This is a genomic window from Paraburkholderia bonniea (assembly GCF_009455625.1).
GTDB classification, from domain to species: Bacteria; Pseudomonadota; Gammaproteobacteria; order Burkholderiales; family Burkholderiaceae; genus Paraburkholderia; species Paraburkholderia bonniea.
The window spans coordinates 1,641,279-1,664,977 of the sequence record NZ_QPEQ01000001.1; the positions used below are offsets into that span (position 1 = coordinate 1,641,279).

The 23,699-nt window shown below is 58.5% G+C and carries 24 protein-coding genes; 9 read left to right on the forward strand and 15 right to left on the reverse strand.

Annotated features, from left to right (window positions below):
* The first annotated feature begins 51 nt into the window (after positions 1–51).
* Positions 52–255, forward strand: a complete 204-nt coding sequence (locus tag GH656_RS07180; RefSeq protein ID WP_153075242.1) for a hypothetical protein — start codon at positions 52–54, stop codon at positions 253–255.
* Here the strand turns inward: GH656_RS07180 and lysM are convergent.
* The 4 genes from lysM to gcl all read right to left on the reverse strand — a co-directional run bounded on the left by lysM (position 249) and on the right by gcl (position 4,957).
* Positions 249–737: a peptidoglycan-binding protein LysM gene (gene lysM / locus GH656_RS07185; RefSeq protein WP_153075243.1), complete on the reverse strand. Its 489-nt coding sequence runs from the start codon at positions 735–737 to the stop codon at positions 249–251. The genes GH656_RS07180 and lysM overlap by 7 nt on opposite strands.
* Before the next feature lie 537 nt (positions 738–1,274).
* Complete coding sequence (locus GH656_RS07190; protein ID WP_153075244.1) at positions 1,275–2,183, reverse strand: 2-hydroxy-3-oxopropionate reductase; 909 nt, start codon at positions 2,181–2,183, stop codon at positions 1,275–1,277.
* A 120-nt stretch (positions 2,184–2,303) separates the two neighbouring features.
* Positions 2,304–3,113, reverse strand: coding sequence for a hydroxypyruvate isomerase (gene hyi / locus GH656_RS07195; protein WP_153075245.1), 810 nt, complete (start codon positions 3,111–3,113; stop codon positions 2,304–2,306).
* A 68-nt stretch (positions 3,114–3,181) separates the two neighbouring features.
* Positions 3,182–4,957: a glyoxylate carboligase gene (gene gcl / locus GH656_RS07200; protein ID WP_153075246.1), complete on the reverse strand. Its 1,776-nt coding sequence runs from the start codon at positions 4,955–4,957 to the stop codon at positions 3,182–3,184.
* 220 nt (positions 4,958–5,177) lie between these two features.
* Here gcl and GH656_RS07205 point away from each other — a divergent pair, with 220 nt between their 5' ends.
* From GH656_RS07205 to GH656_RS07240, 8 genes are all read left to right on the forward strand, one after another.
* Positions 5,178–6,101, forward strand: coding sequence for a LysR family transcriptional regulator (locus GH656_RS07205; protein ID WP_153075247.1), 924 nt, complete (start codon positions 5,178–5,180; stop codon positions 6,099–6,101).
* Between the two features lie 214 nt (positions 6,102–6,315).
* On the forward strand, positions 6,316–6,690 hold the full coding sequence (gene rpsF / locus GH656_RS07210) for a 30S ribosomal protein S6 (RefSeq protein WP_153075248.1): 375 nt from the start codon (positions 6,316–6,318) through the stop codon (positions 6,688–6,690).
* 44 nt (positions 6,691–6,734) lie between these two features.
* Complete coding sequence (gene priB, locus GH656_RS07215; protein WP_153075249.1) at positions 6,735–7,034, forward strand: primosomal replication protein N; 300 nt, start codon at positions 6,735–6,737, stop codon at positions 7,032–7,034.
* A 2-nt stretch (positions 7,035–7,036) separates the two neighbouring features.
* The gene (rpsR, locus tag GH656_RS07220; RefSeq protein WP_074264854.1) at positions 7,037–7,312 is read left to right on the forward strand and encodes a 30S ribosomal protein S18; all 276 of its coding nucleotides are present in this window, start codon (positions 7,037–7,039) and stop codon (positions 7,310–7,312) included.
* A 26-nt stretch (positions 7,313–7,338) separates the two neighbouring features.
* Entirely contained in the window at positions 7,339–7,791 is a 453-nt protein-coding gene (rplI, locus tag GH656_RS07225; protein ID WP_153075250.1) for a 50S ribosomal protein L9, read from the forward strand.
* Positions 7,792–7,915: 124 nt separating this feature from the next.
* Entirely contained in the window at positions 7,916–9,301 is a 1,386-nt protein-coding gene (locus tag GH656_RS07230) for a replicative DNA helicase (RefSeq protein WP_153075251.1), read from the forward strand.
* Between the two features lie 126 nt (positions 9,302–9,427).
* Positions 9,428–10,054, forward strand: coding sequence for a DUF47 domain-containing protein (locus GH656_RS07235; protein WP_153075252.1), 627 nt, complete (start codon positions 9,428–9,430; stop codon positions 10,052–10,054).
* A gap of 12 nt (positions 10,055–10,066) precedes the next feature.
* Complete coding sequence (locus GH656_RS07240; protein WP_153075253.1) at positions 10,067–11,077, forward strand: inorganic phosphate transporter; 1,011 nt, start codon at positions 10,067–10,069, stop codon at positions 11,075–11,077.
* Between the two features lie 134 nt (positions 11,078–11,211).
* Here GH656_RS07240 and GH656_RS07245 read toward each other — a convergent pair whose 3' ends face one another.
* The 11 genes from GH656_RS07245 to GH656_RS07295 all read right to left on the reverse strand — a co-directional run bounded on the left by GH656_RS07245 (position 11,212) and on the right by GH656_RS07295 (position 23,637).
* Positions 11,212–12,018 carry an SDR family NAD(P)-dependent oxidoreductase gene (locus GH656_RS07245; RefSeq protein WP_153075254.1) on the reverse strand — a complete coding sequence of 269 codons (807 nt, stop codon included), beginning with the start codon at positions 12,016–12,018 and terminating at the stop codon, positions 11,212–11,214.
* 160 nt (positions 12,019–12,178) lie between these two features.
* Positions 12,179–13,285, reverse strand: a complete 1,107-nt coding sequence (locus GH656_RS07250) for a C40 family peptidase (RefSeq protein ID WP_153075255.1) — start codon at positions 13,283–13,285, stop codon at positions 12,179–12,181.
* A gap of 252 nt (positions 13,286–13,537) precedes the next feature.
* Complete coding sequence (locus GH656_RS07255; RefSeq protein WP_153075256.1) at positions 13,538–15,373, reverse strand: PhoH family protein; 1,836 nt, start codon at positions 15,371–15,373, stop codon at positions 13,538–13,540.
* A 331-nt stretch (positions 15,374–15,704) separates the two neighbouring features.
* A complete protein-coding gene (locus GH656_RS07260; RefSeq protein WP_153075257.1) occupies positions 15,705–16,166 on the reverse strand; it encodes a peroxiredoxin in 462 nt (153 codons plus the stop codon).
* Between the two features lie 85 nt (positions 16,167–16,251).
* Positions 16,252–17,148, reverse strand: coding sequence for a polysaccharide deacetylase family protein (locus GH656_RS07265; RefSeq protein ID WP_153075258.1), 897 nt, complete (start codon positions 17,146–17,148; stop codon positions 16,252–16,254).
* 10 nt (positions 17,149–17,158) lie between these two features.
* Positions 17,159–18,208, reverse strand: coding sequence for a bifunctional UDP-4-keto-pentose/UDP-xylose synthase (locus GH656_RS07270; RefSeq protein WP_153075259.1), 1,050 nt, complete (start codon positions 18,206–18,208; stop codon positions 17,159–17,161).
* The gene (locus tag GH656_RS07275; RefSeq protein WP_153075260.1) at positions 18,205–19,167 is read right to left on the reverse strand and encodes a formyltransferase; all 963 of its coding nucleotides are present in this window, start codon (positions 19,165–19,167) and stop codon (positions 18,205–18,207) included. Before GH656_RS07275 ends, GH656_RS07270 begins: the two co-directional genes overlap by 4 nt.
* Positions 19,164–20,249 (reverse strand): glycosyltransferase, encoded by a 1,086-nt coding sequence (locus GH656_RS07280; protein WP_153075261.1) that lies wholly within the window; start codon positions 20,247–20,249, stop codon positions 19,164–19,166. The genes GH656_RS07275 and GH656_RS07280 overlap by 4 nt, the downstream gene beginning before the upstream one ends.
* Before the next feature lie 6 nt (positions 20,250–20,255).
* Entirely contained in the window at positions 20,256–21,407 is a 1,152-nt protein-coding gene (locus GH656_RS07285) for a DegT/DnrJ/EryC1/StrS family aminotransferase (RefSeq protein WP_153075262.1), read from the reverse strand.
* Positions 21,408–21,557: 150 nt separating this feature from the next.
* A complete protein-coding gene (locus GH656_RS07290) occupies positions 21,558–21,929 on the reverse strand; it encodes an SMR family transporter (protein ID WP_153075263.1) in 372 nt (123 codons plus the stop codon).
* A 25-nt stretch (positions 21,930–21,954) separates the two neighbouring features.
* On the reverse strand, positions 21,955–23,637 hold the full coding sequence (locus tag GH656_RS07295; protein ID WP_153075264.1) for a glycosyltransferase family 39 protein: 1,683 nt from the start codon (positions 23,635–23,637) through the stop codon (positions 21,955–21,957).
* Positions 23,638–23,699: the final 62 nt, after the last annotated feature.

Consider the following 23,699-nt stretch of genomic DNA (forward strand, 5'->3'; position numbering starts at 1 on the left):
GGGTGATGAAGGGGCGCAGCCAGGCTGCGGCATCGTGACGATGAAGTGACGATGACAAAGCAACGCGGCGGTATCAGCTTGAAGCCAATACCGCCGCGTTGTGTTGGGCTGGACGGTGCCCCTGGGTTTTCTTTTGCCCGCGTGGTCGCTTTATATCAAACCAGCGCAAACCAGCGCTGCGGTTTTGCTGGCTGGCCAGAAGCATTAAATGCATCAAATCAATCAGTGAACCAGCCAGCTTTGCCTTGTTACTGAACCGCAGGAATCACTAGAACCTGGCCCGGATAAATTTTGTCCGGGCTTTTTAGCATTGGCGTATTGGCCTTGAAAATCAGGTCGTTCTTTGAACCATTGCCGTAATACTTTTCGGCGATTTTCCATAGATTGTCGCCAGAGACGACGGTATGGAACTGTGCCTCAGGGGCTGGGTTGGTGACGCTCAGTTTGTCGTCCACTTTGTCGACGTTTTGCACATTGCCCGCCGCGACCAGGATTTTTTCCTTGGTGGCTTGATCGGCGGCTTCACCAGAAACCGTCACGACATGGCTGCTGCCGTCATAAGCCACTTGCAGGTTAGTGGCATTGAGGCCTTGCGCGCGGATATAGGTGGCAATGGCATCGCTAGCGGTTTTATTGAGTGCTGCGACGTCAACTGGAGCGGCTGCGGCTTGCGCCGAGGTGGAGGCTGCGCCGAACAGTTTTTCGCCGGCGTCTTTGATGAAGCTGAGAATACCCATCAGTCAAACTCCTTACGTGGTGGAAAAGCCGTTGAAGTCTAAGCGAGTCTGACTTGAATTCAATCAGATAATTCCATTTACACGTAGGAATAAATTAAAAAAACGTGACGGAATAATGCTCAAACCTAAATACCACAAGGCATTGACTAGTTTGATTGAATAATCTGGCGCGATAAATCCGACAGCTGAACACCCGACGATGACGTCTGACCGACCAAGGCTTCCCCGGCACCGCCGGGTGTCGCTGCGGACCCCTGCTTGCCACCCACGAAACTGGGCAGTCTGGTTTGTCTGATCCGGTTGGATGCGGTGCAGATACAGAAACAGCACCCCTGACGGATCAGACGATTACTGGCTTGATGCCGCAATAACTTGCAATAACGCTTGAAACTCGTTGGCCATAGTGAATGGCACATGATTAATAGCGCATCGGGTATTACACATTGCAGCGGGCAAATAAGGTTCTGAACCAGTTCACTGTTGCAGGCTGATATTTGACTGGTTCAGACCGATTTCAATTTTGGCCGCAAGCGCGTTTTATGCCGCTTTCGCTTCTTTATTCGGCGCTTGTGCAATGTCGAAATTCGCCATGATTTCAAGCGCCCGAATCATCGCGGAGTGATCCCATGCCTTGCCACCATTTGCCGCGCAGACGCTGAAAAGTTGCTGCGCGCTGGCCGTGTGGGGCAGGGCAAGCCCAAGCTTGCGGGCACCATCGAGTGCGAGATTCAGATCCTTCTGATGCAGCTCGATGCGAAAGCCTGGATCGAACGTGCGTTTGGTCATGCGCTCGCCGTGCACCTCGAGAATGCGCGATGCCGCGAATCCACCCATCAGCGCGCGCCGTACCCGCTCCGGGTCAGCGCCCGAGCGTGCCGCAAACAGCAGCGCTTCGGCCACGGCCTCAATGTTCAGCGCCACGATGATCTGGTTAGCGACCTTGCAGGTTTGCCCCGCGCCGTTATCCCCGATCAGCGAGATATTTTTGCCCATCAGTTCAAACAGCGGCTTGGCCAGATCAAATGCTTTTTGCGGGCCGCCAACCATGATGGTCAACGTGGCTTCGCGTGCGCCAATTTCGCCGCCAGACACTGGCGCATCCAGATAATCGCAGTTCAGCCCGTTGATTTTTTTGGCGAATTCCTGGGTTTCGAGTGGTGCAATCGAACTCATGTCGATGACCAGCTTGCCCCGCGACAGGCCATTTGCTACGCCGCTTTCATCGAACAGCACCGAAGCTACATCTGGCGTATCCGGCACCATGATGATGATGACGTCGGCGGCTTCGGCCACGGCTTTTGAATGCTCGACTACCGTGCTGGCGGTGCGTAAATCATCTGGCACGCGGTACGCGCCATTGACGAACAGCGTATGGCCGCCTTTGATGAGATTGCGGGCCATATGCGCGCCCATGATGCCAAGGCCAATAAAGCCAATTTTTGCCATGTTGCTTCTCCATTCAGAGTATTCGGCTGTGGGACGCGGCAGCGTGACGCATGCCGAGCCCCCAGTTTTAATCAATGTTTTTTCAACGCAGGGTGAGCGATGGTGAGCATAGTGAGCGGCTCAGACTAGCGCGGCGGCTGGCACATGAGCTTGCCCGGCAACTTTCTGCAACCAGCCTAGCCCTGCCTGAGTGGTTGTGCGCGGCTTGTATTCGCAGCCGATATAGCCGTTGTAACCGAGCGAATCGAGCAGCGAGAACAAGTATGGGTAGTGAATTTCGCCAGTGCCTGGTTCGTTGCGCCCGGGGTTGTCCGCAAGCTGGATGTGCCCAATCAAAGCCAGGTTCTTCTGGATCGTGGCGGCGAGTTCGCCTTCCATGCGTTGCATGTGATAGATGTCGTACTGCAAAAACAGGTTGTCCGACCCCACCGCGCGGATCACGTCCAGCCCTTGTGCGGAATGGTTGAGCGCAAAGCCGGGGATGTCGTATGAATTGCAGGGTTCGACCAGTAGCCGGATGCCTTCCTGCTTCAGGGCCTCGGCGGCGAAGCGCAGGTTGTCGACGAGGGTGGTGCGGGCAGTTTGCGCATCGACGCTGACGGGCACGATGCCCGCGAGGCAATTGAGCTGTGACACCTTCAGCGCCTTGGCGTAATTGATCGCACGGCTGACACCTTCGCGGAACTCATCGATTCGGTCGGGCAAACACGCGATACCGCGTTCACCCGCTTCCCAGTTGCCTGCGGGCAGGTTGTGCAGCACCAGCTTCAACTGGTTTTGCTGCAGTTGCTGCTGCAACTCCGAGATGGCATACGGATAGGGAAACAGAAACTCCACTGCGTCGAACCCCGCCTGCGCCGCCGCCGCAAAACGCTCAAGAAACGGCAGTTCGTTGAATAGCATGGTTAGATTGGCTGCAAATTTTGGCATGTTGCTTTGCTCTCTCAGGTCGTTCTGACGATTACTCAAAAGGTCGTTGTGCTGACTTAGTCGAGCACTCAGTCGAGCAGGCTAATGGCGCTCGGCGCATGTTCGGCCTTGTCGGCCAGATCTTCGAATTCGTTGATGGCGTCGATTTCCGCTCCCATTGAAATATTGGTCACGCGCTCAAGAATGACTTCGACGATGACTGGGACGTTGAATTCGGACAGCATCGCCTGGGCTTTCAGCAGCGCGGGCTTGACTTCTTCTGGCCGGAAGACGCGCAGTGCCTTGCAGCCCAAGCCCTCAGCCACCGCCACGTGGTCCACGCCGTAGCCGTTGACCTCCGGCGAATTGATGTTGTCGAACGCGAGCTGGACGCAGTAATCCATGTCGAAGGCGCGCTGCGCCTGGCGGATCAGGCCGAGATAGGAGTTGTTCACCACCACGTGCACGTAAGGCAGCTTGAACTGGGCCCCTGCCGCCAGCTCTTCGATCATGAACTGGAAGTCGTAGTCGCCTGACAGCGCGACGATCTGGCGTTGTGGATCAGCCGCCCGCACACCGAGCGCTGCCGGAATCGTCCAGCCCAGCGGACCCGCCTGACCGCAGTTGATCCAGTTGCGCGCCTTGTAGACATGCAAAAACTGCGCGCCCGCGATTTGCGACAGGCCGATGGTGCTGATGTAGCAGGTGTCGCGGCCAAACACCTGGTTCATTTCTTCGTAGACGCGTTGTGGCTTGATCGGCACGTTGTCGAAGTGCGTCTTGCGCTGCAACGTGCGTTTGCGCTGCTGGCACTCGGCCACCCAGGCGCTGCGGTCTTTCAGCTTGCCCGCAGCTTTCCATTCGCGCGCAACTTCGACGAACAGTTCCAGCGCGGCTTTGGCGTCCGAGACGATGCCGAGATCTGGGCCGAACACACGACCGATCTGGGTTGGCTCGATATCCACGTGGACGAATTTGCGTCCCTTGGTGTAGACCTCGACGCTGCCAGTGTGGCGGTTGGCCCAGCGGTTGCCGATGCCCAGTACGAAGTCAGAGGCGAGCAGGGTGGCATTGCCGTAGCGATGTGAAGTTTGCAGGCCGACCATGCCTGCCATGAGCGGATGATCGTCGGGAATCGCGCCCCAGGACATCAGCGTCGGAATGACGGGCACGCCGATGGTTTCTGCGAATTGCACCAGCAGATCTTCAGCGACGGCATTGAGTACCCCGCCACCAGAGACGATCAGCGGCTTGGCGGAGCTGTTGAGCAGGTTGAGTGCGGCTTCGATCTGCTTGCGTGTGGCGGCGGGCTTGTAGACCGGGAGCCGTTCGTAGGTATCGATATCGAACTCGATCTCGGCCAGTTGCACGTCGATCGGCAAGTCGATCAGCACCGGGCCGGGGCGGCCTGAGCGCATCAGATGGAATGCCTGCTGGAACACACGTGGCACCAGTGCCGGTTCACGGACCGTAACGGCCCATTTGGTGACCGGCTTGGCGATGGATTCGATGTCGACTGCCTGGAAATCTTCCTTGTACAACCGCGAGCGCGGTGCCTGGCCGGTAATGGCGAGAATGGGAATGGAATCGGCTGAAGCTGAATACAGCCCGGTAATCATGTCAGTGCCCGCTGGGCCTGAGGTGCCGATGCAGACCCCGATATTGCCAGGCGCTGCGCGGGTATAGCCTTCGGCCATATGCGAAGCGCCTTCGACGTGGCGCGCCAGCACATGGCTGATATTCCCAGCCTTGCGCATCGCGGAGTAAAACGGATTGATTGCGGCACCGGGAACACCGAAAGCGGTGTCGATACCTTCTTTTTCGAGCACCAGTACTGCGGCGTCAACGGCTCTCATCTTGGCCATGGATGTCTCCTGAATATAGTGGGGGTGCCACTGCGTGGCGAATGAGATGCACTCTAATGCTGCATTTAAGGTTTGATAAGATCCGCTTTGGTCGCTTATTTCAAAACAAAAAGTATTGAATTGGCTGGCTTGATTCACGGCATCTGTTCCATGTTGGGCATGCCGTGTTGCGTATGCAGTGGACCAAAGTGCAGTCAAGAACGCTGGGCAGGAGACAGGAATGGACCGTTTCAGACAGATCGAAACCTTTGTGCGCGTGGCCGATGCAGGCAGTCTGGCGGCCGCGGCGCTTGAGGAAGGCGTCTCTCCCGTGATTCTCGGGCGCCGTATAGACGCGCTTGAGCGGCGCTTAGGGGTCAAGCTGATGTACCGCTCGACCCGGCGGCTGGTGATTAGCGAGGAGGGAGCCGCATTCCTGGAGCGTTGCCGCGGCTTGCTGCGCGAATGGAATCAGGCAGAAAACGAGTTGACCGAAGGGCGTCGCGCGGTGAGCGGACATCTGGTGGTATCGGCACCGGCTGCTTTCGGACGCAAGCACGTGGCACCGCTGGCCAGCCAATTTCTGGCAGACAAGCCGGAGTTGCAGGTGTCATTCAACCTGAGCGACCGGGTGGCTGATCTGGTGCGCGAGGGCTACGACTTGTCGATCCGGATTGGCGGAAGCGTGGACCCTAATTTTGTCGCCGTGAAGCTGGCGTCCAACCGCCGGGTGGTGTGCGGCACACCCGCCTATTTTGAGCAATATGGCCGGCCGCAGACGCTGGACGATTTGCGCCAGCACAACTGCCTCGCGTTTAACCTGCAGGGTGGCCAGAATCGTGGCTGGTATTTCAACCGCCATGGCCGGCTGGTGACCGTGCGAGTTGGCGGCACGCTTGACTGCAACGATGGCGAGTTGCTGCACCGCTGGGTCTCCGAAGGCCTGGGGCTCGGCTGGCGCTCCACCTGGGAAGTGCAGGCGCAACTGGCGCGGGGTGAGCTGGAGACCGTTCTGGATGAATTCGCGCTGCCGGACTACGACATCCTGGCGGTCTACCCGCAGCAGCGTTATGTCCCGGCTAAAGTGCGCTATTTCATTGATTATTTGAAGGCTTGCTATGCGCAAGACGACTACTGGAATGGGGCGCATGAGTTCCGCGTATGAGTCTGGTTGTGCCGTTGGGCGTTCGCGGGCAGCGCTCGTTGATATGGCTCATCGACACCAGTAAACCTTTGAAAATACGATGGAATCGGCAAGAAAATCGTCTATATGACTTGTCCGGGCAAGATTTCCCGGATACACTCTCGGGCTTCTCACTTGCCGCACCGGTTCCGACGCCCGGGCGGCTTCTATCCATAAGTCAGCACAAGGAGTGTGTATGCGTCATTACGAAATCGTCTTCATCGTGCATCCCGATCAGAGCGAGCAGGTTCCTGCCATGATCGAGCGCTACAAGGCCACGATTACCTCGCATGGTGGCCAGATCCACCGCATCGAAGACTGGGGCCGCCGTCAACTGGCCTACATGATCGAGAAACTTGCCAAGGCTCATTACGTCTGCATGAACATCGAATGCGACCAGACCACGCTCGAAGAACTCGAGCATGCATTCAAGTTCAACGACGCTGTTTTGCGCCACCTGACCGTCAAGATGAAAAAGGCTGAAACCGCCGCATCGCCGATGATGAAGGACGTACAGCGCGAAGAAGCCAAGAAGGCGGCTGCTACGCAACCGTCTGAAGCGCAGGCTTAAGACTTTTTAAAGCCACCAGGTTCGAGTAAGCAAGCGCCGCTCCCGTGAACAGGTTGCAACTAACGGCCAGTATCGTTGAGCGCGAAGCGGTGAGATATACGCCCGCAGGCGTTCCGGTCGCAAGCTGCACGTTGCAGCACCACACGGAAGTTGTCGAAGCCGGCATTCCCCGGCAAGTCGAGCTGACCCTGCCAGCGGTTGCGGCAGGCGAGGTGAGCGGTAAGATGGAAGGTTGTGCGATGGGCATCCCGATGCTCTTTACCGGCTTTCTGGCGAAAAAACATCGCAATGCGAGAACCCTGGTGTTTCACATCACAGAATTGCAGGATCTTGGAAAGGACTGAACATGCCCCGCCCGACAGGTAAGAAATTCGACAAGCGTCGTCAGCAACAAAACCCACTGTTCAAGCGCAAGAAATTTTGCCGCTTCACAGCTGCTGGTGTCGACCAGATCGACTACAAAGACATCGAAACACTAAAAGACTTCATTGGCGAAAACGGCAAGATCACGCCAGCACGTCTGACGGGTACGAAGTCGCACTATCAACGCCAGCTGGATACGGCTATCAAGCGCGCACGTTTTCTCGCGCTGGTGCCGTACACCGACCAGCACAAGGCCTAACCCGACGACGCTAAAGGAGCATCCGAATGCAAATCATTCTTCTGGAAAAAGTCGTTAACCTGGGCAATCTTGGCGACATCGTAAAAGTGAAGGACGGTTACGCACGTAACTTCCTGATCCCCAACAAGTTTGCACGCCGCGCCACGAAAGACGCGATCGCTGAATTCGAAGTGCGTCGCGCTGAACTCGAAAAAATCGCAGCTGAAAAGCTGAAAGCAGCTCAGGCTCAAGGCGAAAAGCTGGGTGGCCTGACGCTTCAGATTGGTCAGAAAGCCGGTGTTGATGGCCGTTTGTTCGGTTCGGTCACCAACGCTGACATCGCAGCTGCACTGGCCACTCAAGGCTTCACGGTCGAAAAGGCGCAAGTGCGTCTGGCCGATGGCCCGCTGAAGATGGTTGGCGATCATCCTGTGCAGGTTTCGTTGCACACGGACGTGCTGGTTGATGTGGTCGTTTCAGTATTGGGCGAACACGTTTAAGCATCGCGTGATATTTGCCAGGCATTGTCCGCCTGGCAAGGGGCAGGGACCGGGTAACGGGTCCCTGCCTTTTTTATTTGATAGCGTGTTCCTGGCGCGCCTATTTGCCTGATAATTGCTCCCCATGAACGCCCCGCCGAAAGATCCCCAACTCGAATCGCTGAAGGTCCCGCCGCATTCGATCGAAGCCGAGCAATCGGTCTTGGGTGGCTTGCTGCTCGATAACGGTGCCTGGGACCGCATTGCCGATTTTTTGTCGCAAAGCGATTTTTACCGCTATGACCACCGGTTAATTTTCCAGCACATCGGCAAGCTGATCGCGGCCACTCGCCCAGCCGACGTCGTCACGGTTTACGAGGCGCTGGGCACCTCAGGTAAAGCAGATGAAGTAGGTGGTCTGGCGTATCTGAACGCCCTGGCGCAAAACACGCCAAGTGCCGCCAATATCCGTCGCTATGCTGAAATCGTGCGTGACCGCGCTGTGTTGCGCCGCCTCGTCACGGTGGCTGACGAGATTTCTGCCGATGCATTTAATCCACAGGGCAAAGAAGTTCGCCAGCTTCTGGATGAGGCTGAATCGAAGGTGTTTTCGATTGCTGAGGATGGCGCGCGCGGCACTCAGGGCTTTCTTGAGATCGGTCCGCTGCTGACCCAGGTGGTTGAGCGGATCGACACGCTTTATCACACGGCTAATCCAACCGATGTAACGGGCACGCCAACTGGTTTTATCGACCTCGACCGGATGACGTCCGGCATGCATGGTGGCGAACTGATCATCGTTGCCGGGCGGCCGTCGATGGGTAAAACGGCGTTTTCGATGAATGTGGGCGAGTACGTTGCAGTCGAATATGGCTTGCCGGTTGCCGTGTTCTCGATGGAAATGCCAGGAACCCAACTGACCATGCGGATGCTGGGTTCGGTCGGACGGCTCGATCAGCACCGGATGCGAACGGGGCGCTTGACCGACGAAGACTGGCCGAAGCTGACGCACGCAGTGCAGAAAATGAGTGAGGCGCAGATTTTCATTGATGAAACAGGCGGCCTGAATCCGATGGAATTGCGCTCGCGAGCACGGCGTCTGTCGCGTCAATGCGGCAAGCTCGGGCTGATCATCATCGACTATCTGCAACTGATGAGCGGCTCATCCACGGGCGAAAATCGGGCCACTGAAATTTCGGAAATCTCGCGCTCGTTAAAGAGTCTGGCCAAGGAGCTCGACGTGCCAGTCATTGCGCTGTCGCAGCTTAACCGTGGGCTGGAGCAACGCCCGAACAAGCGGCCGGTGATGTCGGATTTGCGTGAATCAGGCGCTATTGAGCAGGATGCTGACGTGATCCTGTTCATCTATCGTGACGAAGTCTACAATCCGGACAGCCCGGATAAGGGCACTGCCGAAATTATTATCGGCAAGCAGCGGAATGGCCCAATTGGCCCGATTCGCCTGACATTTCATGGGCAATACACCAAGTTTGATAATTTTGCGGGCTCACAAAGTTTTCGTAGTGACTAGCGTGCCGCGTCCGCAGTGACATGAACGCCACGGTCATGCCCCTTTTTAGCTGTCATGGCGGGTAACGCCGGTACAATACCGCAGGTTTTTTTGCCAGTCTTTACGTGACCATTTCCCGGGATCCCAATGTTCGGTCGATTCATGCCCACCGAGGGCAAGTTCTTTGAAATATTCAACGCGCATGCTAAATGCATTGTTTCAGCCAGTCATGAGCTTGAACTGCTGATCGACAATCTGGCGGATGCGGAAGTCCATAAACAAAACGTGCAGGCAGCGGAAAAAGCTGCAGACAAGCTCACGCACGAAACGATCGACTTGCTGCACAAGACCTTCATTACGCCGCTCGACCGGGATGAAATCCACAAGTTGATTACGACGATGGATGACATCCTTGACTTGATGGAGGATGTCGCTACAGCCATTTCGTTGTATGACGTTCAGGCGGTGACCTCAGAAGCGAGTCAGCTTGCGCATATCTGCACCGAAACCGCAGAGCATGTCCAGGCGGCAGTCGGAATGTTGTCCGACATGAAGCAGGCCAGCCAGATCCTGAAGGCCTGCGAAGAAATCGACCGGCTCGAATCAGAAGCAGACCGGGTGCTGCGCTCAGCGATCTCCAAACTGTTCCGCGAAGAAGACAACGTTAAAACGTTGATCAAGCTCAAGGCCATTTATGAGCTGCTGGAGTCGATCACTGACAAATGCGAGGATGTAGCGAACATCATCGAAGGCATTGTGCTGGAAAACGCTTAAGCGGACGGGACGATGCATTCGATACAAATAGCTGTGTGGGTGGTTGCCACTCTTGTTGCCGTCGCGCTGATCTTCGACTTCATGAATGGTTTTCATGACGCGGCGAACTCCATTGCCACGGTCGTTTCGACGGGCGTGCTCAAGCCGCAGCAAGCGGTTGCGTTCGCAGCTGCGTTCAACGTCATCGCTTATTTTGTGTTCCATCTGAAGGTGGCGCAAACGGTCGGCAAAGGCACGATCGACCCCGATATCGTCGATCACTACGTGATTTTCGGTGCGCTGGTTGGTGCAATTGGCTGGAATATCGTCACCTGGTATTACGGTATTCCATCGAGTTCATCGCATGCGCTGATCGGCGGCCTGGTGGGTGCTGCGCTTGCCAAATCGGGGTGGGGCTCGCTGAATATGGATGGCCTGCTCAAAACCGTTGCCTTTATTTTTATCTCGCCGCTACTCGGCTTTGTGCTGGGCTCGTGTTTCATGCTCGCGGTTTCGTGGATTTACTTTCGCACGCCACCTAGTAAGGTGGACCGGCGTTTCCGGCATATGCAACTGGTATCGGCTGGGCTTTACAGTCTTGGACACGGCGGCAACGATGCGCAGAAAACCATCGGCATTATCTGGATGCTGCTGATTGCCGCCGGATATGCGTCAGCGACGGCTGACGCTCCTCCGGTCTGGGTGATCGCTGGGTGCTATCTGTCAATGGGGCTGGGGACGTTGTTCGGCGGCTGGCGCATCGTGCGCACGATGGGGCAGAAAATCACCAAGCTCAAACCGGTAGGCGGGTTTTGTGCTGAATCGGGTGGTGCGATTACGTTGTTTATTGCCTCGTGGCTGGGTATCCCGGTTTCAACGACTCACACCATTACGGGTGCCATCGTTGGCGTGGGCGCGACGCGCAAACTAAGCGCTGTGCGCTGGGGCGTGGCGGGCAATATCGTTTGGGCCTGGATCTTGACGATTCCTGCTTCTGCAGTGCTTTCGGCCGCAGGCTGGTGGGTCGGGCGTCATTTGTTTTAAGAGTGGTTTGTTTCAAATGGTTCAGCCAGGCGGATAGCCTGGCTGAATCGTTTTTGGCTTCTGGTTTCTGCTGCCTGGATCTGAATCCTGAGTTTGAACCTTTCGCCCGCTCTATCTAGTTAGTTATTCGCTAGCTAGATCACCGGTGTGCTCGCTCCATCCATCGGAATAATCGCGCCTGTCACGTAGCTGGCCCGTTTGCTGGCCAGAAACAGCGCGACGTTTGCCACTTCTTCTGGCGTTGCATAACGTCCCAACGGCACTTGAGCCTGATCGCGTGTGAGTATTTCATCGCGCCCCACGCCTTGCCGGCCCGCTTCCAGTGCCAGTGCTTCCTCAACCCGTTCAGTTAACGTCGCGCCCGGATTGATCGCATTGATCCGAATGCCATAACGGGCGTAATAGTGTGCCAATCCCACTGTCGCCAGCATTAGTGCGGCATTCGCAGCACCGCCTGCGATATGGATGTCGCTTGCTACTTTTCCGCCCATCCCGATGATGTTGACGATGGTGCCGGGCGCGGCCTCTGGGCTGGTTTTGCAGCGGAGCGCCATGCGCCGCAGGACTTCCTGCTGCGGATTGATATAGGGGAAATATTTGGCTTCCATCGTCGCGCGAAAAGCGGCGGCGTCGAGTGTCTCGGGGTCGTAGCGGCGCGCGGCTCCTGCGCTGTTGATCAGGATGTCAATCGGGCCAAGCGCAGCGCTGGCTTCTTCGACGACATCGGCGGCGCTTTGCGCCTCATGCAAGTCCGCGCGTGCCAGATGGACCTGCAAGCCTTCCTCCGCGAGTTGCTCCCGGGCACGGGCAAGATTTGCCGCATTGCGCGACACAATCGCCACGCGCGCACCTTCGCGCGCAAAGGCACGGGCGCAGGCAAGGCCGATGCCTTTGCTGCCACCCGTGATCAAGACAACCTTCTGCTCGAGTTCAAGATTCATTACTGCTACCTGCTGTTGTGAGAAAAGACGAGAAACGATAGCAGAGCCGCCATGCTTTGGGGCGGGTATGGCGCAGGTGGTGCAGGTCGGTCAGGTCTCGCTTGAGGTGTGGCGACGACTGGCCGGGTCAGGTGCCAGACGTGGCAACCTCGCGGCAATCTCACAAATTGCCATTGGCGAAACGGGCGATGGGGTCATCGGTTGAGGCCGCAGGAGGAGGCGAAACGGCGCGAGGGGGGATGGATGAGGCGCGTATGACCTGGACGTTAGCCGTTGATGGCTCAGCCGCTTGCGCTCGCAAGGCCTGGCGGGTGGCCACTGCTGCGGGCGGCGGTGGTTCAAATGCATCAGCCCCCGGGCTGGCCGGTGCTTGTGTGGTGAGCAGCGGGCTAACTGGCACGGCGTTGTCCGGGCGTAACGCCGGGGTGGCGGGGTTGACTATGGTCACTGCGCTGCCAGCCAGCGCTCGTGCTTGAGCTTGCGCGGCACTCAGGCTGGACGGGGGTGGTTCGATGAGATCTGCGTTACTTGCTCGCGGCGAAGATACGACTGCGGCCGGGGGCGTGCGCGTGACGACAGCCGCCAGTTCAGGCGGCGGATTAGTCGTTGCGTGATGGGGAAGCGGTGCCGCTAGCGTCGCGTCGACGGGTGCTGAGCGAGGGCTGGCTGCTGGAGCGGGTGGAGCCGATGCCATCCAGGTGGGTGCGTCGAATGGAGCCGGAACCGGGGTGGCCTTGGGTGCTGCGACACGGCGAATGCCGTCGAAGCGCTTGGCCCAGTAAGGATTGGTCAAATAGTCGAGCCGGACGGTGCCGCCGGTGGCTGGTGCATTGACGAAGCGCAGCTTGCCGACATAAATCCCGACGTGAGAATGGGCCCGGCCGGTGGTGTTGAAGAAGATCAGGTCGCCGGGTGCGATGCCGTCGGGTTCAATTGATTGGCCACGGCTGCTGATGTCGAGCGTGGTGCGCGGCAGGGTCACGGACGCGGCACGCGATACGACATAGCCCACCAGCCCACTGCAATCGAAACCGCTTTCTGGCGTATTGCCGCCCCAGCGGTATGGCACACCGACCAGGCTCATTGCCTGGATCGAAATCTCTTCACGCCCGACACTGCGATCGACGAAATTGGGAAATCCTGGTGGCGTGCGGAAGGTGCTGCCAGTGGCTTTGGTCGAGGTTGAGCTGCGTGCAGTTTTTTGCGGAGGGCTCGCGCAGGCGGCGAGCAGCAAGGCAATCAGCAGCGAAAATCCGAGTCGGCGCATGAAAACCAGAAGCGGGCCGCGAGCCCGCCTATAGATAACAGATGGGCGAATGTTAGCCCGCCCAGCATGGCTCAGGCAAGAACTCTTGACAATTCACCTTAAGTTTATGTAGGAGATGTTGCGCTGTAACGCGACTTGCGGGTTGGGGCCTGTTTCGCTTCGCTTGGCGTTTGTGGCGTAAAAAAGCCGTATCAGGGTGGTGCCCTGATACGGCTGGAATGCAGCATGAAACGTGATGTTAAGCGCTGAAACCTAGAGGATTTCCGAAGCGTAATCGGCCAGCCGCGAGCGTTCACCCCGTGCCAGCGTGACATGTCCGCTGTGAGCCCAGCCTTTGAACCGGTCTACGACATAGGTGAGGCCTGAACTTCCTTCGGTCAGATACGGCGTATCAATTTGCGCGATATTGCCGAGGCAGATGATCTTCGTCCCAGGACCTGCGCGAGTGACGAGGGTTTTCATTTGCTTGGGCGTCAGATTTTGCGCCTCGTCAATAATCAGGTATTTGTCGACGAAGGTGCGCCCGCGCATGAAGTTCATGCTCTTGACCTTCAGGCGTGAGCGGATCAGCTCCTGCGTCGCGGCACGGCCCCATTCACCGGCGGAGTCATCGGTTTTCTGCAGGACTTCGAGGTTATCGTCGAATGCCCCCATCCACGGCTGCATTTTTTCTTCCTCGGTACCGGGAAGAAAACCAATATCCTCACCAACCGGCACGGTGGCGCGAGTCACGATGATCTCGTTGTAGCGCTTGTCATCGAGCACTTGTGCCAGCCCGGCCGCTAGCGCCATCAGGGTCTTGCCGGTTCCGGCCTGGCCCAGCAACGTGACGAAATCAATCTCGGGATTCATCAGCAGGTTCAGCGCGAAATTCTGTTCGCGGTTGCGTGCCGTGATGCCCCACACGTTGTTCTTGTTGTGGCCGTAGTCGCGCAGCGTTTGCAGCAGCGCTGTTTTGCCATTGAGTTCGCGCACCAGGGCGTGGAACGATGGCTCGCCATTTTGCGGCTCGAGATAGACGAATTCGTTCACCAGCATCGACGCGCATAACGGCCCCGTCACGCGGTAATACGTGGTGCCGTTTTTGGTGTCCTGCCAGCTTTCCATGCCCTTGGCGTGCTTGATCCAGAAATCCTGGGGCAGCGCGCGGATGCCGGAATACAGCAGGTCCTTGTCTTCCAGCACCTGATCGTTGAAATAATCTTCTGCAGGCAGGCCAAGCGCGTGCGCCTTGATGCGCATATTGATGTCTTTCGACACCAGCACGACCTGACGGTCTTCGCGGTCGCGCTGCAAGGCTCGCACGACACCCAGAATCTGGTTATCAGCCTTGCCCTGAGGCAAGCCCTCCACCGGCTCGATGTGCGTGAGCCGGGTCTGGAAATACAGGCATCCCAGTGCTTCGCGGCTACCGAGGCGCGATAGCGGAATGCCTTCTGACATTTCACCGGTATTGGCGACCAGACCATCGAGCGTGCGGCTAACCTGGCGGGCGTTGCGCGCGACTTCCGACATTCCCTTTTTGTGATTGTCGAGTTCTTCGAGCGTCATCATCGGCAGATAGACGTCGTGTTCTTCGAAACGGAACAAGCAGCTTGGATCGTGCATCAGCACGTTGGTGTCGAGCACGAACAGCTTGCGGGTTTCGGTCTCACCGCGCTTGTTATTGCGCTTGCGGCTGGAGGTGGAAGCCACGGGTGCGGTGGCTATGGGTGCGATAGTGCCGTTGACCGGTGCCTTGCTCGCGCGAACAGCTACGGGTGCCACTGCTTCGTGTTGCTCGTGCCGCGCTTCCTGGGCCGGGCTGGGCGTGGCGGATGCGGGTGCCGCCTGCAACAACGCAGCGGTTTGCCGCGACTTGCGGCTGCGAGTGGGGACGGTGTTGTCCATTGGCGCGGCTGACCGCGTTGAGCTCACGTTTGCCGCTGGTGTGCTGGGTGCAGCAACGCTGGTTTGGTCGTTATCGGGCTCGGTTGCCGCGCGTGTGGCGGCGGTTTTTTTGCCCGGTTTTGCAGGCTGGGCATTCGTCTTGTATTCGTCGGCGGGCAAGAGGTTGCCGAGTTTGCTGGGGGGGGTAGGCAAAGGCATGGTTTCCCTCGAAATAATCGGGTCACATATCGTGCGCCGCCTGTCGCATCCTGCTGTGCTGAAAGCTGGCACGCAGGCTGCGCCCGGAGGCGCGCTTCGGTCTAGAAATGCCAGTTCGCCTGTTTTTCGATCGGCTCCTTGACAAACGTGCGAGAACGGACAAATGGACGTCCAGGCACCATGAAAAAAGCCGCTGCCCAGACACAATGGGCAAGCGGCTTGGCTGAGATCATCGCAAGGCGTTGCACGCGTTCAGACGCGAAAGCGTGCAATCTGGCGCAGCGATGAACAGTATGGGGTGGGCACTCATTGCGGCTGAATATAGCGCGGCTCAGAGCGCTTGTACAGCTTGCAGGGTTTCGTCGACATGTCCTGGAACCTTGACGCCGCGCCACTCGTGGCGCAGCACGCCAGCCGCATCAAGCACGAAGGTTGAGCGCTCAATGCCGCGGACTTCCTTGCCGTACATTTTTTTCAGCTTCATCACACCAAACAGCGTGCAGAGCGTTTCCTGCGGATCGGAGATCAGCGGGAATGGCAGCTCGAGCTTGGCTTTGAAGTTGTCATGCGAACGGAGGCTGTCACGTGAAATGCCGATGATTTCTGCGCCAGCCGCCTGAAATTCGGGGTAGAGGTCGCGGAACTGCAGGCTTTCGGTGGTGCAGCCGGGCGTATTGTCTTTGGGATAGAAATACAGCACGACTTTTTTACCCCGGAGGCTGGACAGCGTGATGTCTGCGCCGGTTGCTGACGCGGTGAAATCGGGAACGGGCTGGTCAACTGCGATAGACACGGAAGGCTCCAAGAGTAATGGACTGGCCGGCAGCACCCGGCCGTGCGCTAGACCCGGTGCTGCAATGACGTGACGGACAAAACGTTCAGGCAGGCTGGACGATCAGTTCGCCGGATCGCCCAGGAATTTCACCCCATGTAATGGGATACGACGGCAGCGCATGACGATCCAGCGCGGCATGGTACTGGCCCATTGTGGCGAATGTATGGCCTTGCGCCTGCCAGCCAGCCAGCAGTTGTTCGAAGACTGGCGCGAGCTTTTGTCCTTCCAGTTCGGCGTGCAGCGTGAAGACCTGGTCTTGCGTGGCATGCTCGGTGCGTTTGAGCAGCCATGCGGCGACGTTGCTGGTGTCAAGGCCATCGGTGCCGAGCACTTCGTCGAGCGTGGGCAGTGTGGTGGGGATTTGCACATGTGTCAGCGTGACGCCATCGACAACCGGAAAGTAGGGCGTATGCCCCCGGCCATCTGATGCGTACTGCATCCCCCATGCGTCAATCTGCCTGAACGCGTGCTCGTTCATCTGCCAGCCTGCGGCACCGTGTGTGAGCGGCGCTGTACCAAAAATTTCGCTAAAACGCTCGTGACTGCGCTGCATCTGCGCCAGGGTCCACTCGTGCGACCGGGTACGCACGTTGTCCTGCCAGTAGACGTGGTCCCATGTATGAATGCCGCATTCGAATCCAGCCTGCTGGATGGCCTGCATGTCGGCTGCCGCGCGCCGGCCAATGTCCGGACCCGGCAGCAGCACGCCGTACATCAGTTGCCGGATGCCGTAATGCTCAACCACCGAGGTACGCGACACTTTTTGCAGAAAACCCGGCCGGAACACCCGGCGCATGGCCCAGCCGGTGTGATCCGGCCCGAGGCTGAACAGAAAGGTGGCCTGTGCCTGGTAACGCTCGAAAAGCCGTGCCAGGCAGGGTGCGCCTTCGCGCGTGCCGCGCAGTGTATCGACGTCAACCTTAAGAACGATGCGGGGCAAGGGCGCGCTCTTATTGTTGTTCGACGAGCGCGCGCGCTTCGCCGACATGGTTGCGATACGCTTCGAAAATCTTGCGCAGCGCTTCATCGAAGGTGGACGTTGGTGCCCAGTCGAGTTCTTGCATCGTGTTGTCGATTTTCGGCACGCGGTTTTGCACGTCTTGATAGCCCGAACCGTAGTACGCACCCGATGAGGTTTCAACCAGTTGGACTTTTTTGGCTTCGCTGGCGTACTCAGGGAGTTCGGCGGCGAGCGCGAGCATCTTGTGCGCGAGCTCACGCACCGAGAAGTTGTTCGCCGGATTGCCGATGTTGTAGATCTTGCCCGAGGCGATGCCGTTGGCGTTGTCGATGATCTTCATCAGTGCGCTGATGCCGTCATCGATATCGGTAAAGGCCCGCTTTTGCGCGCCACCGTCGACGAGGCTGATGTTCTCACCACGCACGATATGGCCGAGAAACTGCGTGACCACGCGCGAGCTGCCTTCTTTCGGGGTGTAGATCGAATCGAGCCCTGGGCCAATCCAGTTAAATGGCCGGAACAGGGTGAAGTTCAAACCGTCCTGCATGCCGTAGCCCCAGATCACCCGGTCCATCAGTTGCTTGGAACAGGCATAGATCCAGCGGGGCTTGTTGATTGGGCCGTAGGTCAGCTCGGAGGCGTCGGGATCAAAGGCTTCGTCGCGGCACATGCCGTAGACCTCGGAGGTCGACGGAAACACCAGATGCTTGCCGTATTTGACGGCCGAACGAACGATGGGCAGGTTGGCCTCGAAGTCCAGTTCGAACACGCGCAGTGGCTGCTGCACGTAAGTGGCTGGGGTAGCGATAGCGACCAGGGGCAAGATCACGTCGCATTTCTTCACGTGATATTCGACCCATTCTTTATTGATCGTGATGTCGCCTTCAAAGAAATGCATCCGTTCGTGCTGGAGCAGATCGCCCAGCCGGTCGGTTTGCATGTCCATGCCAAACACTTCCCAATCGGTTGTTTCGAGAATGCGTTTGGACAGGTGATGGCCAATGAAGCCATTGACGCCCAGAATCAGGACTTTTTTCATGAATGGAGGGAAGAGTGAAGAAGCTGGGTGAGTTCGGCGGGGGAGACGTTGTTCTCGGCCCCGTCTTCGTATGGGTGCTGGCTGCCCGGCGCAGATAGACGCTGTAGCGCGTGGATCCTGATGGCGCGGCCATCGCCGCATTGGGCAAAGATCGCATTATCGCTTACGTGGAGCCCCGCGGGCAAATCTGGCGGCAGCGTACCTGGGGCCGTCAGCCGTGCCCGGGCGACGATCAGGCGTGTGCCGTTGATCTCGGTGAAGGCTCCAGGATAGGGCGGAGCGACGGCGCGGATCAGGTTGTAGACCTGCTGCGCGGGTTGTTGCCAGTCGATACGGCCATCTTCGGGCTGGCGGCCGCCGAAGTAGCTGCCGCGGGCCAGGTCGTTGGGCAGGCGCGGTGCGGTGCCGGCCAGCAGCGCGGGCAGCACGCGCCAGAGCGTTTGCTCGGCGGCTACCGTGACTTTGTCAAAGACCTGGGCGGCGGTATCGTCAGGCAGGATGGGCACGGAGGTCTGGTCGATGATGGCCCCTGCGTCGGGCTTGGCGGCCATCTCGTGCAGCGTCGCGCCGGTTTCGCTTTCGCCGTTGAGCACAGCCCAGTTGGTAGGCACGCGGCCGCGATACTTCGGCAGCAGTGAGCCGTGCATGTTGTATGCGCCCCGTGTGGCTAGCGCCAGCAGCGCGACAGGCAGCATCTGCCGGTAATAAAACGAAAAAATAAAATCAGGCCGTGTTGCGCTGACAGCGGCGTGCAATGCGCCGCTTTGCGCGTCAGCCTCGGTGAGCGTGGCGATGCCATGCTCGGCGGCCACGGCGGCCACGCTGTCAAACCAGATGCGCTCGTTCGGGTTGTCATCGTGCGTGACGACCAGCGCGACGTCGACGCCGCGCGCGAGCAGTACTTGCAGGCAGCGCACGCCGACGTTGTGATAGGCAAAAACAACCGCGCGCGGCTTCACAGCGGGCCCTTGCTGCTGGTAGTGGTGCCTTGTGTGCTTTGTTGTGTGCCCTGCACACTTTGCGCGAGCGCCGGGCGCGGTGTGAGCGCGACGGCTGTGCCATTGCGCTGTTCAAGGATGGTTTGCACCAGATAGCGCGGCCGTGCCCGCACTTGCTGATAAATCCGGCCGATGTATTCGCCAAGCAGGCCGAGCGCGAAAATAATCACCCCCAGCAGAAAGAACGTAATCGCAAACAGGGTGAACACGCCTTGCACTTCGGCACCAAGGATGAAGCGGCGGATCAGCAACAGCACGAACAGTGCAGCCGAGCCCAGCGACAGGATCACGCCGATGAAAGACAGCCATTGCAGCGGCACCACCGAAAACCCGGTCACCAGATCAAAGTTGAGCCGGATCAGGCTGTAGAGAGAATATTTGGATTCGCCCGCAAAACGCTCTTCGTGTGCGACTTCAATTTCGACTGGATTTTGCGCAAAGGTATAAGCGAGCGCGGGAATAAACGTGTTGATTTCACCGCAACAGTTGATCGTATCGATGATATGGCGGCTGTAGGCGCGCAGCATGCAGCCCTGGTCGGTCATCTTGATCCGCGTGATGCGCTCGCGCAGGCGGTTCATGATTTGTGAGGCCTTGCGCCGCCACAGGCTGTCCTGGCGTTGCAGACGGATCGTGCCGACGTAGTCGTAGCCTTCGCGCATCTTGGCCGCGAGCCGGCTGATTTCTTCGGGTGGATTTTGCAGATCGGCGTCGAGCGTGATGACGATTTCGCCGCGTGATTGCTCGAAGCCCGCCAGGATCGCCATGTGCTGGCCATAGTTGCCGTTGAGCAAAATGACCCGTGTGGTGTCCGGCCGGGCGCGAAACTGTTGCGCCAGTAGCGCGGCAGACTGGTCGCGGCTGCCATCGTTGACGAAGATCACCTCATAGCTGGTTCCGAGTGCATCCAGCGCGGGATATAGCCGGGCGTAAAGCGCCGCTAGCCCGGCTTCCTCGTTGTAGACCGGAACGACGATTGAGATTTCCGGCGCGGCGTGCGACGGCTCGGTTGTGGTTTCTGCTTCTGTTTCCAGGTGGCTCATGTCCGCTTACTTTCCGTGTTGTTCGCAAATTTCGTTGACTGCCTGGCACACCCGCACGACGTCGGCTTCGGTCATCTGCGTAAACAGCGGCAGGGTGACGGTGCTGGCACCGAAGCGCTCCGCATGCGGGAACATGCCTTCGTGGAAGCCTCGTGCGCGGTAGAGCGAAAACAGATGGATTGCCGGGTAATGCACGCCCGAGCCAATGCCGCGCTGTTTGAGCGCGTCCATGAAGCCCGCGCGCTCAAGGTTCAGGTTGGCAAGCGGCAGGGTGATCTGGAACATATGCCAGTTGCTGTTGGTGAAATCCGCGACCGGCAGGCCCACTCCCAGCTTGAGCGCAGCGCCTGACGCAAATCCGGCGAAATAAGCCTGCGCCAGCTTGCGGCGCTGCGCCGTAAAACGTTCGATGTGCGGCAATTGCCCGAGCCCTACCCGGGCTGCAACATCGGTCAGGTTGTACTTGCCGCCCAGCACGTCGCAGTCCATGCCGTCGAAGCCTGTGCGGGTGATGCCTTGCAGCCGGTATTTTTGTGCCAGCAGCGCTTCGTCTTCGTTATTGAGTACCAGCGCGCCGCCTTCGATGGTGGTCAGGTTTTTGTTGGCATGAAAGCTGAATGAGACAAGGTCGCCGGACTGGCCGATACGCTTGCCGTTCCAGCTTGAGCCGAAGGCCTGCGCGGCATCTTCGATCACGCGCAGCTTGTGCTCGCGGGCGATCCGGTACAGATGGTCCATATCAACGGGCAAGCCCGACAGATACACCGGAATAATCGCCTTGGTGCGCGGTGTGATGGCTTGTTCGACCCGTGTCAGGTCGAGATTGCGGGTGCGCGGGTCGATGTCGACAAATACCGGCGTAGCGCCGGTTTCGATGATGACGTTGCTGGTGGAGACCCACGAAGCCGGAGTGGTGATGACTTCGTCACCCGGGCCCACGCCAGCGATCAACAAACCGATTTCAAGGGTGGCCGTGCCGGAATTGAAGGTGCGCACTGGACGCCCGCCGCACCAGGCGGAGAGTTCTGCTTCGAACTGCTGGTTCTGCGGGCCGGTGGTGATCCAGCCTGAACGGAGCACTTCGGCTACGCCCGCGATGGTTGCTTCATCGATTTCCGGACGAACAAACGGCAAAAACGGAACGGATGACTGGGTCATGAAAAGCTCGGCTCGATAAAAAGGGCAGAAAAAAGACAGGGCGCTGCCAGAACAGAGAGACGAAAAGCCGTCCGCTGGATGAGCAGCGGGCTGGTGTGAAGCGTATCTGGCCGGCGCACGGTTGGGCTCGACCTAACCCGGCGGCTTGGGTTAGCTACGTGCCAGCACGGCCACGCCAAGCAAAATAATGCCGATGCCGATCAGGCGTTGTAGCGATAGCACCTCGCCAAACAGATACCAGGCGGCGAACGCATTCACGACGTAGCCGAGTGACAGCATCGGATACGCAATGGAAACATCAACCCGCGATAGCCCGAGAATCCACACGACGACGCTGATCACATAGCATGCAAGGCCACCGATCACGGGCCATTGGGTGGCCAGCCTGAAACCGATGGGCAGGATGTTCGCACGGGTGAATTCGAAGTGTCCAACGGCATTTGTCCCGGCTTTGAGCAGCAATTGGGCGCAGGCATTCAATGCGACCCCGCTGAGAATGCAGATGAGTGAAACGGGATTCATGGCGTGTGCTTGTTAGAGAGTCGAATCACGGTTGTGGTTTTTCTACGATGACGCGGCGTGAATCACGGGCAATCACCTGCATCGGCACCTGCTGCGCCTTGAGTTCTTCGTAGCGGCTGGTGGGCAGCAGCGCCAGCGCGTAGCGTTCAGCTTCCCAGCGCGCGCGCCATTCGTCGATGGTGGGCACCCATTTTTCTGGCTCGACTGACACGCCAAACGCTAGCTCATCAGCGTGCTGAACCATGATGGTGGTGTGCCCGACATAGAACGGCAGGGTGTGATCCAGCACGCCAACGGAATAAAACGGCGTATCGGGTGGCAGTTGCGCCAGCGCAGCCTTGATGGCGGGCGCGAGCGGTGCCCCCGAACTGAGGCGGCCGAAAAGGTTGTGGCCCGTGCCCGCAATCGTGCCGAGCAGCAGCCAGCCAGCACCGAAGGCGATCACGGCAGCCGTGATGCCGGTTTTGCAGCGGCGGTTCAGCCATAACGCCGCTAGCGTCAGCACAAAGGCCACGCCGAGTGCGGCGAAGACCCAGGTGCGATATGCCACGTACAGCTCATTGGGATTGCGCGAATCACCCGCATGGCCGAGGAAAATCGCACCGAAAGCTGCTACGAGCAGAAAAACCGCGTAGCCCACCAGATGACGACGCCATTGGTCACGTGTCACGAGCGGCAAGTACATGCCGATCAGCAGTGCCAGCGCGGGGGCAATAGGCAAGACGTAGGAGACGAGCTTTGAATGCGAGGCGCTGAAAAAGACAAAGATGAAACTGGCCCATACCAGCAGCAGGATCACGGGCGCAAAGCCGTTGGGCTGGCGTGGCAGGCGTAGAGCGTGACGGATGCTCTGAACGCTGAGCGAGAGCCACGGCAAAAACCCCACCAGAATCACGGCGACGAAGTAATACACCGGGCCGGGCCGGTTTTGTTCCGGCGTGAGGTAGCGCTGGAATTGCTGGACGATGAAAAAGAAATTCAGGAACTCGGGGTTGCGCTGCTGCACCAGTACAAACCACGGCACCGAGAGCGCAAAAAAGAGCATCAGGCCGCTTACCAGATAGAGACGCTTCCAGATTGCCCAGTCGCGTGCGGCAAGGGTGTAAAGCACAAGCACCGCGCCTGGCAGGATTACGCCGATCAGTCCTTTGGAGAGCACCGCCAGAGCCATCGAGGCCCAGCACGCCCACATCCAGAGGCGCACCTGGTTGCTGGGCAGGTTCGGGCGCTGGGCCAGCAGTAGTGCGCACAACGTCAACGCCATCCAGAACGACAGCCCCATATCGAGGGCATTGAAGTGGCCCATCAGGTTCCAGTAGGGCGAAGTAGCGAGGACGACTGCGGCAAAGAGTCCAGCGGCAGGGTTAAACACCCGGGCTCCGGTGTAGCCGACTAGCAGCACACCCGCAAAGCCGGTGAGTGCGGTATAGAGCCGCGCCTGCCAGTCGCCAATGCCGAACCAGGCGAAGGTCAGCGCATTGGCCCAGGTTTGCAGGGGAGGTTTTTCGAAATATTTGTAGCCGTTATAGCGCGGAGTAATCCAGTCGCCGGTGACGAACATTTCACGCGCCATTTCAGCGTAACGGCCTTCATCGCTAGGCAGCAGGTAGCGCCAGCCGAGCGGGACAAACCAAACAACAGCGAGCGCCAGCACCAGCAGCACGATGGTGCTGCGCTGGAGCGTTAGCCGGTAAGGCGTATCGTTCATGGGTTTCAGCCTGTCGATTAATCAAGTGTGTTGGTTGGCCGTGTGCGCAGCAGGTTGAGTAG

Bases quoted from the DNA above. Each gene is read 5' to 3' on its own strand.
- rplI (WP_153075250.1), top strand. From the start codon at position 7,339: ATGCAAATCATTCTTCTGGAAAAAGTCGTTAACCTGGGCAATCTTGGC.
- gcl (WP_153075246.1), bottom strand. From the start codon at position 4,957: ATGGCCAAGATGAGAGCCGTTGACGCCGCAGTACTGGTGCTCGAAAAA.
- hyi (WP_153075245.1), bottom strand. From the start codon at position 3,113: ATGCCAAAATTTGCAGCCAATCTAACCATGCTATTCAACGAACTGCCG.
- GH656_RS07235 (WP_153075252.1), top strand. From the start codon at position 9,428: ATGTTCGGTCGATTCATGCCCACCGAGGGCAAGTTCTTTGAAATATTC.
- GH656_RS07180 (WP_153075242.1), top strand. From the start codon at position 52: ATGACAAAGCAACGCGGCGGTATCAGCTTGAAGCCAATACCGCCGCGT.
- GH656_RS07285 (WP_153075262.1), bottom strand. From the start codon at position 21,407: ATGACCCAGTCATCCGTTCCGTTTTTGCCGTTTGTTCGTCCGGAAATC.
- GH656_RS07205 (WP_153075247.1), top strand. From the start codon at position 5,178: ATGGACCGTTTCAGACAGATCGAAACCTTTGTGCGCGTGGCCGATGCA.
- rpsR (WP_074264854.1), top strand. From the start codon at position 7,037: ATGCCCCGCCCGACAGGTAAGAAATTCGACAAGCGTCGTCAGCAACAA.
- rpsF (WP_153075248.1), top strand. From the start codon at position 6,316: ATGCGTCATTACGAAATCGTCTTCATCGTGCATCCCGATCAGAGCGAG.
- GH656_RS07240 (WP_153075253.1), top strand. From the start codon at position 10,067: ATGCATTCGATACAAATAGCTGTGTGGGTGGTTGCCACTCTTGTTGCC.
- GH656_RS07295 (WP_153075264.1), bottom strand. From the start codon at position 23,637: ATGAACGATACGCCTTACCGGCTAACGCTCCAGCGCAGCACCATCGTG.
- lysM (WP_153075243.1), bottom strand. From the start codon at position 737: ATGGGTATTCTCAGCTTCATCAAAGACGCCGGCGAAAAACTGTTCGGC.
- GH656_RS07190 (WP_153075244.1), bottom strand. From the start codon at position 2,183: ATGGCAAAAATTGGCTTTATTGGCCTTGGCATCATGGGCGCGCATATG.
- GH656_RS07280 (WP_153075261.1), bottom strand. From the start codon at position 20,249: ATGAGCCACCTGGAAACAGAAGCAGAAACCACAACCGAGCCGTCGCAC.
- GH656_RS07230 (WP_153075251.1), top strand. From the start codon at position 7,916: ATGAACGCCCCGCCGAAAGATCCCCAACTCGAATCGCTGAAGGTCCCG.
- GH656_RS07270 (WP_153075259.1), bottom strand. From the start codon at position 18,208: ATGAAAAAAGTCCTGATTCTGGGCGTCAATGGCTTCATTGGCCATCAC.
- GH656_RS07250 (WP_153075255.1), bottom strand. From the start codon at position 13,285: ATGCGCCGACTCGGATTTTCGCTGCTGATTGCCTTGCTGCTCGCCGCC.
- GH656_RS07290 (WP_153075263.1), bottom strand. From the start codon at position 21,929: ATGAATCCCGTTTCACTCATCTGCATTCTCAGCGGGGTCGCATTGAAT.
- GH656_RS07255 (WP_153075256.1), bottom strand. From the start codon at position 15,373: ATGCCTTTGCCTACCCCCCCCAGCAAACTCGGCAACCTCTTGCCCGCC.
- GH656_RS07245 (WP_153075254.1), bottom strand. From the start codon at position 12,018: ATGAATCTTGAACTCGAGCAGAAGGTTGTCTTGATCACGGGTGGCAGC.